The 8,436-nt window shown below is 35.9% G+C and carries 11 protein-coding genes; 5 read left to right on the top strand and 6 right to left on the bottom strand.

The features are described from left to right. Positions 1-187 precede the first annotated feature (187 nt). Positions 188-547: a GGDEF domain-containing protein gene (locus tag M3221_RS24410; RefSeq protein ID WP_251274659.1), complete on the top strand. Its 360-nt coding sequence runs from the start codon at positions 188-190 to the stop codon at positions 545-547. 521 nt (positions 548-1,068) lie between these two features. Here M3221_RS24410 and M3221_RS24405 read toward each other — a convergent pair. Then, the gene (locus M3221_RS24405; protein ID WP_251274658.1) at positions 1,069-2,652 is read right to left on the bottom strand and encodes a PhoX family protein; all 1,584 of its coding nucleotides are present in this window, start codon (positions 2,650-2,652) and stop codon (positions 1,069-1,071) included. Positions 2,653-3,421: 769 nt separating this feature from the next. Then, positions 3,422-3,886, bottom strand: a complete 465-nt coding sequence (locus M3221_RS24400; RefSeq protein ID WP_251274657.1) for a YhfM domain-containing protein — start codon at positions 3,884-3,886, stop codon at positions 3,422-3,424. 183 nt (positions 3,887-4,069) lie between these two features. Here M3221_RS24400 and M3221_RS24395 point away from each other — a divergent pair, with 183 nt between their 5' ends. From M3221_RS24395 to M3221_RS26975, 3 genes are all read left to right on the top strand, one after another. Then, positions 4,070-4,207: a hypothetical protein gene (locus M3221_RS24395; protein ID WP_251274656.1), complete on the top strand. Its 138-nt coding sequence runs from the start codon at positions 4,070-4,072 to the stop codon at positions 4,205-4,207. Between the two features lie 74 nt (positions 4,208-4,281). Beyond that, entirely contained in the window at positions 4,282-4,542 is a 261-nt protein-coding gene (locus tag M3221_RS24390; protein ID WP_251274655.1) for a PhzF family phenazine biosynthesis protein, read from the top strand. A 129-nt stretch (positions 4,543-4,671) separates the two neighbouring features. Then, positions 4,672-4,968 carry a PhzF family phenazine biosynthesis protein gene (locus M3221_RS26975; RefSeq protein ID WP_396395433.1) on the top strand — a complete coding sequence of 99 codons (297 nt, stop codon included), beginning with the start codon at positions 4,672-4,674 and terminating at the stop codon, positions 4,966-4,968. Between the two features lie 238 nt (positions 4,969-5,206). On the opposite strand, the gene M3221_RS24380 is transcribed toward M3221_RS26975, so the two are convergent. Both M3221_RS24380 and M3221_RS24375 read right to left on the bottom strand, forming a co-directional pair. Then, on the bottom strand, positions 5,207-5,758 hold the full coding sequence (locus tag M3221_RS24380) for an immunoglobulin-like domain-containing protein (RefSeq protein WP_251274654.1): 552 nt from the start codon (positions 5,756-5,758) through the stop codon (positions 5,207-5,209). A 279-nt stretch (positions 5,759-6,037) separates the two neighbouring features. Continuing rightward, positions 6,038-6,283, bottom strand: coding sequence for a hypothetical protein (locus M3221_RS24375; protein WP_251274653.1), 246 nt, complete (start codon positions 6,281-6,283; stop codon positions 6,038-6,040). Between the two features lie 338 nt (positions 6,284-6,621). Between M3221_RS24375 and M3221_RS24370 the strand changes: the two genes are divergently transcribed. After that, on the top strand, positions 6,622-7,071 hold the full coding sequence (locus tag M3221_RS24370; protein WP_251274652.1) for a hypothetical protein: 450 nt from the start codon (positions 6,622-6,624) through the stop codon (positions 7,069-7,071). Positions 7,072-7,324: 253 nt separating this feature from the next. On the opposite strand, the gene M3221_RS24365 is transcribed toward M3221_RS24370, so the two are convergent. Then, the gene (locus tag M3221_RS24365) at positions 7,325-7,918 is read right to left on the bottom strand and encodes a hypothetical protein (RefSeq protein WP_251274651.1); all 594 of its coding nucleotides are present in this window, start codon (positions 7,916-7,918) and stop codon (positions 7,325-7,327) included. A 219-nt stretch (positions 7,919-8,137) separates the two neighbouring features. After that, on the bottom strand, positions 8,138-8,407 hold the full coding sequence (locus M3221_RS24360; RefSeq protein ID WP_251274650.1) for a CPCC family cysteine-rich protein: 270 nt from the start codon (positions 8,405-8,407) through the stop codon (positions 8,138-8,140). Positions 8,408-8,436: the final 29 nt, after the last annotated feature.

Raw genomic sequence — 8,436 nt, 5'->3', positions numbered from 1 at the left:
ATGATAGGTTGATCGTATCAAAATGGAAATCACTTGTAAAATGAAAAGAGAATCGGCATGAGTGATGATAATTAAGAAGCGGCAAGCGATGTCATAAAAAATACATAGAAGAATAAGAAGAATCAAGACCTTAGCGCCTAACCCCCACTAAATCGGAGATTTTGAAGGGGAATGCGGCGCTAACTTTTTGTTCAAAAAAATAAATGATCATTATGGCCATTTATGCGGCGATGAAGCACTGAAACATCTGGTTACTATCGTCAAAAAAAATATCCGGGCAACAGATATGTTTGCACGTATAGGAGGCGAAGAATTTATTCTGACTCTTACCGATACATCTCTGGAAGATGGAATGATTATTATTGAACGTATACGCAAACAAGTAGCGTCGTCTTCATTCATTTACAAAGGCCAAGCTATACCAATAACCATTAGTTTAGGATTAACGGAATATAAACGGGAGTCTATAGAACAGGTGCTAGAAAAAGCAGACAAAGCCCTCTATCAAGCAAAAGAAACTGGAAGAAATAAATGGGTTATTGGTTAACTTCAAAGTACAAAAAGCACCCTCTTTTATTTAGAGGGTGGATTTGAGCAATAGTTTGGACACAAATAAGTTAAGCCTTAGGCAGATCTTCTAGCCTGGTCTTCAACAGCTTGCGGTGTCTGATAGCCGGTGCTGCTGTGGATTACCAGCCTTCTATAAACTGAAACATGGCCAGCTTTGAGCTGGATAGTCTGTGTATTGTATATGATAAACTTCGTCTTTCTTTAATATGGCGTGAAATGATTCTATACAGGCAATTGTCATAAGGACAGCCTTTCTGGCTGAAAGACTGCTTGACTCCACATTTTTGGACATGCTGAGTAAACTCACTGCTGGTGTATGGTGAGCCAAGATTTGTATGAAAAATCAAGCGGAGTGGCTGCAAACTGTAAGCCACTCTGAAAGGTATAGAGTAAAAAAATACTAACTGGTGGTCTTATCATTCTATGATTTCTTAGCTAGGATCCTTAATTTATTATTTCTTAGTTGAATACGCTTTTTGTATGAATTAGCTTTATTATTTATGATTGCCTCGAAATCGCAACCACAGATGGTCTTGGAATATCCCCGTATGGCCATCTGCTTGTCGGGTTATTGACATCTTTGCTCTCTTCTCCAGGATGCTGGACTGACATGAATAATGTTTCCCCGTCTGGAGCCAGCCATGTTCCTGTTAACTCCGCCTGTACAGGCGCGGATGCAAATCGCATCGCTTTGCCCCGATAAGGTCCTTCTGTTGGAATCATGTACAACCCATTGTTTCCAAATGGCCTGTACGCCCCTTGATTAAGCTTATCAGATGAAATATCTGTACACACCCATAGATTTCCTGACTGATCAAACATAAGGTTGTCTGGACAGGCAAAACCGCTTTGAGGCCCACCTGATACAAAAATTTCATAGACAAAGGAGGTACTTTCATGATTATTATCCTCTTCTATAAGGCGATATATCTGGCCATAGTAGTTGCCATGGTCCAAATTGTTTGTAAACGCCATATAAACGGAACCGTCCCTTGGATGAATTTCAATATCCTCCGGCCTGTCTAAAGGCGTACCGCCAACTAGCTTTGCGGCATCCCGTGTATTTACAAGCACTTCCCCTTGTGTCTTATACTTTTCTTTTAATTTCGGGGTTTTGTTTAAATCAAGAGGAATCCACTTGTTTGCTCCCATGTCAGCAACATAGAGTGTCCCCTTTTCCAGGAGGCGGCTATTCCGTTTTCCTAATTCTGGACGATATATATCGTCACTAATGAATTTGTAGACACACTGATCATTTGCATCGTCACCAGTGTAAACAACAAGCCGGCCTGATCTTCCGATTGTCATGACTGCATTTTCGTGAGAAAAACGGCCCAGCATCGAATGTTTTTTTGGTATAGACTTTGGATCGTATGGGTCAATCTCTACGACCCATCCGTAATGAGTTGGGTTCAAGGCAGGGACTTCAGGATTTTCCGACCAGTCTTCCACAATATCTTCATAGTTCTCTTCACAAGAAAATGCCGTGTTCCAAAGTGTCTTCCCGCCTGAACAATTAGCAAAAGTTCCGATGACTTGGGTTACTCCGCCTACTGCAGCATCTCCTTTGGCCGGTCCGGTTAAGTTAATAGGTGTGTTTCCAGTGACTCGTCTATTGTATCGAGAGCCTTTGATAATATTCCACTTGCCATCCTGCCCTTTGCGGATATGAATAACGGATCCACCCAGATTATATTTTTCAGTCGCAATTTGCTTTGCTGTCCTTTTTGTTCCAGGTTCTTCCTTATAACCAGTGACAAAAATACTCATATCTCCGATGTATTCATGATTGACCCATAACAAACCTTCATTCGGGTTATTTCCAAAATAACAGGTGAAGTCATTGTTAAACCCGAATCTTTCTCCATTTCCTAAATCTTCACCCCAGGTAGCAACAATATCGTATTTGTACCCTTTTGGAAGAATGAGTCTATCCTGAGCAGATGGAGCAATTGGCTGGAAGTGAGAAAATTGGGTTCCGTATGGCTGAACAACCGGAAGCACTTGAGGCACATAAGGATAATTTTGTCCGTACTGCTGGGCCGTGTACTGCGAGTAATATGGATCATACCAATTTGTCAAAGAAAAACCACCTTTTTTATTTACTTGGACTAACCCCTTCATATGTATGAAGGAAGAAGGCGTTCTTTTCCTGTGATCCATATAATTTTAAGAACGCTGTACGGAGTCTATTTTTAATCCTCTGAATTTGTTATAACAGCTGCTTCTTTTTAAAGTATTCTTGAATTTTTACTAAAGGCATTTTCATTTGAATTAGTTGCCTACGCTACAAGAGACTTTATTAAATAAGTGAAAAACCTTCTTCAAAAGCTATATATAAGAAGCCACATAACTTTTTAGTAATTAAATACTCTAGATTTAACTCAAGTTTTCTACAGAAAGGCATGCTTTGCCTTGCCTCTTCGTCTGCTGCAAACCTTGTTGATATGTTTTTTGATAAAATATTTATTTGAATTTAGCACATATTGATAACAACTAATAAATATAAAATACGAGTACATATACAGGTGAAATAAATTATGATGCTGTTCACAATATCCCACTTTTAACTACGAGTTATGCTCCCGCTTTAACCTTGATTTTGCTATAAATTATCAAGAGTAGCAAAGCTAGAAGGTTATAAATATGCACTAAATTATGCTTTGTTCAGAACTTAACATTTTTGACTACTTAAAAACGAAAAAAGGTCATGATTACGCACGAAGTAATCATCACCCTTTTTCTTCTTATTAATTTTAGTTATTGGTTAGTAGTAGACCAAAACTGTTGAATAAAACGCTCTAACAGTAATTAAATAAAATGAAAAGAACCTCAGAGGGTTCTTTCATTTTTATTTTACATTGGACAATTTTCTACCTGTAATTGTCTCAAATAATTCTGCTGACTGACCCTTGCTCAATTGAGCATATTTGCCTTCACCCTCTATAACAAGTTCTACTTTCTCTTTACTTGGGCTAATCCATAGGTAGTAAACTGTCTTATTTGGCTTAGCTTGTACATTTTTTTCTTCTAAATGGAATCTAGAGTGTGGAGGGGATGCCATACTTACTTCTGCATTCTCCCATGCAATGCTAGCAAATATGTCCTCAACTTTTTGGACTGCCTCATCATCGGAGATTTCTCTGAAAAGTTCATAATTACCTTCTTTTATGCTATGTTTTTCTACCGTAATTACTTTTCTATCATTTTCAGTTGTGTTTGATTTACTTTCACTTGATTTGGTTTCATTTGAACAACCGGCAACCAATAATAATATTACACCAATAAAAATAACCAAATGTTTGTGGTTTTTCAAAATTACCACTCCTTTCTTTTGACAATACCATATATTATCACTTTTAAGACGGCGAATGTGTTAATAAACAGAACGTCCAAAAAATTAAACAACTTCAATTATTTCCTCCTTTAAATCAAAGCCAATTTTATCTTAAAAAGGTAAAATTAGTTTGATACAAGAAAACAAAGGGAGGAACTCATCTTGAATAAATTTGATTTGTTTTTCAAAGGAGTAATTATTATTTGTGCAATTCTCATTACAGTAGCTTTATTTGACATTAGTAACAGCCTTAAAGATTTAGTATATTTTTTTAACACCTCTGTTGATTCGGAATTTTAAGCGAAAAAATACGCCAATAATAGTTTATAAAGAAGCAGTTTTGCGGAATACACATTTTTATTGGCGGCTTAATGATGAAGCTATATAATGTAAATACTTTTACCGAACAAGCTTTTAGTGGAAATCCTGCAGCTGTTTGTATTCTGCAGGAAGAAAAAGATGACAAATGGCTGCAGCAAGCAGCAAAAGAAACCAACTTGCCTGTTACAGCGTTTGTACATAAGACTCAAAGTAGTAGCTATATGTTGTGGTGGTTCACTCCAACAACCGAAATACCGATCTGTGGACACGGAACATTAGCCAGTGCCTATGTATTGTGGAAAAAGGGATATTAAGAAGCAGATCAGCAAATCAGCTTTCATACAAAGAGTGGAATTCTTACAGCGAGATTAACTGGTGATTGGGTTCAATTAGATTTTTTTCCTGCTATTTCCGAAGAGAAGATTGTAGCTCCTGATTTATTAATGAGGGCCTTAGGTGTCGAGTTCAAATATGTTGGGGAAAATAAACTCGACTATTTGGTTGAGGTGGAATCCGAAGAGATTGTAAGAAGTTTAAAGCCCGATATACAATCTATTGCCCAGCTGCCTGTGCGTGGTGTCATTGTTACAAGTAAATCTAATTCAAATAAATACGACTTCGTTTCACGGTTCTTTTCCCCATCTCAAGGTATTATTGAGGATTATGTCAATGGTTCATCACATTGTTGTTTAGGTTTATATTGGAAAAATAAATTACATAAAACCGATTATTTGGTCTAATTGGCGTTGTAACCGATAAGCTGTTTTTGAAAAAGTATATGAGAGCATTTATTATTACTCGTGCAAAAGAATTGAAAAAGATTGCCGAAAATATGGATTAATCTTCCGTAACTGGGGTTTAGTTGCAGAAGGAATAAAGCAACGCTGCTCTTAGTTTAAACAGTAGTTGACCGATACTGTTGATTACATACTTTATCCAAATTGACTAAAACAAAAAAAGAATCTAAGAAGGTTCATTTTATTCCGCAACTTCAAACGAAGCAGCGACCAATATTTCATTTTCCGTATTGTACTCTTTTGCATTATCGTTAAAATCTTTGATAATCCGATAACGTCCGGGAGAAAGTTTCTCATCGAAAATATTAAGAGAAATCATTTCGGATTCTGTTTGATTAGGATAAAGGTTGTAGCCTATGTCTGAAAAAGCTATTCCTTCTTTTAGTGGAACCTCATACCATGTTCCATTCACATTTTTTTCTAATACATTTCGGCTCCCATAAAGGAATGTTTTTTCACTGTCATTGTGCATCACAAGCTTAGCTTCCGTATCCTTTGTTTCGTATTTTTCTTTTTCAAGCTTAATGGTTATGCCTTCGACAGAAGATGAAATCTCTTGTTGGTTCTTCGACTCGGGCCATTCCAGATTTTGCTGGCAGGCAGCTAATAAAAAAGACAAAACTACTAAAAAGAAAATGAATAGTGCACGCTTATTTATGAATTCCCTCCTTCTTAGAAATGATGAAATATATTTACATTTTAAGAGGCAGAGTTTAACCAACAGTACGTCCATAAGGTAAGTTAAATATCCCGGCTGTCAAAGGGAGCCGGGTGTTTAATACAACAAACTTACATTTATGTTGCATTTATTGTTAGGAGTTTCTCTTGGTGACCATTGCTCTCTTCACTTTTTCTTTTTTTCTTGAAGGACTCAGACCAATTAAACCCAATAGACTGAGCCACCTGCATCCCATGTAATAATTTCCTTCTAAACTTTCAACCTTAAACATAAGTAATCACCTTTTTAAATTATGACTTGGTAAACTTTGATTAAAGAAAAGCTGTTAATTATTTATTCCTCTTTTTCAGCCAAAAAGATTAAATTCCCCTTTCCATCCGTGATTTTCTGAAGAATTTTATAGTAGGTTACACGACCCGAATCTTGATCTATATCTACATACACTTCGACAGCATCAAAATCCTGTTTGTCTGGATATATCAGCACAACATATTCTTCCGGTTTCTCTTTATTAACAACAAAAACGCAATTTGTGTAAGTGGCAATAGTATGCCAATCTACTTGCCTTAGATGATCCATTTAAAATTAACTCCTTCACCTAGTCTTTTATCAAAAAGGATACAATTGTGTTGATTTCATTCCCTTTTTCGTTAAAAATATTCCAAAGTCAAGTTGGTTAATTTTTTCTATATCCTACGCACATTGCTACTTTAATAAATACACATAGTAACTGTTACTAAAATGTATTATATTTTTAAAAAAAACGCCTCAGATTTTAGGATCTGAGGCGTTTTCCATACAACAAAAATTCCTTTATGTTGCATTGTATCTTTTTAATGAGTTTAGTTTTTGTTTATTATATACTTATTTAGAGGGGAAATAGTCCTAACTACCATTTTTTAAAGGCGGTTAAAAATATGTTTGTTATAATTGCAGCTTTAGTTATACCGTGGCTTATTGCCATTTTGCATCTCAATTCAAAAAACAAAAAGCTCATTCCTTTGATCGCTCCAATGACTTCAGCCGCTGCATTCTTGATAAACGAGTTATGGTTCCATTTCAATTTCGGTGAAGTGTATCCTTTTCCGGATCAGAAAACGCTTTCAGCTCTCCCGTTTAACATAGGACTTTATCCTGTTGTAGGTTGCTATCTGATTTTCTTTATAAGAAGAAACGAGCGCCCTTACCTCACTGTTGTTTTGATGTCATCTGTTATAACTTTAGCCGAATTCATCTTCTTATTAATGGGTGGAGTCACCTACACAAATGGATGGAATATCTTTTGGACTTGGATTGCTTACTTTGCTGTCTTTATCTTTTTGTACTCCTTTTATCTTTACTTAAAGAAATTGAAAGTGATAGCGTAATATTTACGAATTACCTTCGTTTCTACACTGCTATTATAGGGGAGATATCAAGCAGGAGGAAATAGCAAAAACCCCCTGACTTTTTGAAAGTCAGGGGGTTTTTGCTGTAACACAACAAAATTGCATTTATGTTACATTAGGAAATGTTTATTTATTGTTATTAAACTAAACTGCACCATTAGCTGAATAAGAAAAGGCTGCCGAAATGACAGCCGAGGTATTAAACAGAAGCCCCTGTTAGTTCTAGAGGGAGCTAAAGCTTTTGAACTGTATAACAAACCAAAACGGCAGGTTCCTCTGTCGTTCCGGGCTTAAAATAAGACTCTCCCCAGGAAACCTTTGCTATAATCAAATCTCTATATTTCGGTAAGATTCTTGGGAAGCTAAGATTGGGAAACCTTGAATCCTTCATCTTAAAATCCTCATATAAATTCAACAAATTTGTATTGTCTAAGCTGTTTTTTGAAAAGAGTAAGAATGTATCCACTATAAATTCTATTTCTTCTACATGATTAAATTCTTTTTGATATATATGGCTGTTTTTATTCAAATCAACCCAATTACCTTTGGCTTTTTCTCGTTCAAAGAGGATTCTTTGAATATTAGTCATTTCTGTAAAAGAACTCCTGCAATCATTGATGCAATAAATTTTATATCCTTTCTCAAATATCCAAAAAAGAAAGGGAGGAATAATAACCTTATTATTTTGGCTGATTTCAACAATATATCTATTTATTTTTGATAACTGCATTTTGATTGAGGGTTCCTCAGAATCAATAAAGTTTCCTTTTTCATCAAACCAGGAAAATTCCTCAATTGCTGCTGGTTCGTGCTTTTCAAGAAACATCAGGTATCCACTCCTTTTTTAAAAAACAAACCCAATATATCCGGATACCCTTCTAAACCGCTCTATTTTTAATTTCATATTATAACATTCCTTCTTCATTAACCTGCCCTTTAATTCAATAAAAAAAGAGATGCCGCAGCACCTTCTGTTCTTAAACAAAAGCCCTCGTTAGTTGAGGAAGGAAGATTAATTAATGATGGTAATCTCCCCTAAAAAACTCTAGAGAGGTTTAAAATTTTCATCTTTCTCGTATCCTCCAAGGCTTGGTTCTACAACGCTGTCTTTAAACCGTTCCTCAGTTGCTCCGTAAACCTTGAAATTTCTTTGTGCTTGTCTCAAAGATACTTCATTAGCTCCACCTTCAAAATCTAGGTCCTCATTCTGTACGAAATCATCTTCCCAATAGCAAACTTTACATATTTCATAACTATCCCGTGTTCCTTCTTCAAGTGTCTTATAACCACAACAAGGACAAGTGTACTTTTCCATTTAATATTCTCTCCAAACCAATAATCTCA

It is taken from the genome of Domibacillus indicus, assembly GCF_023715895.1.
In the GTDB taxonomy this organism is placed as follows: domain Bacteria; phylum Bacillota; class Bacilli; order Bacillales; family Domibacillaceae; genus Domibacillus; species Domibacillus indicus_A.
The sequence above is the reverse complement of the archived record's forward strand: the minus strand, read 5'-3'. Positions and strand labels throughout refer to the sequence as shown.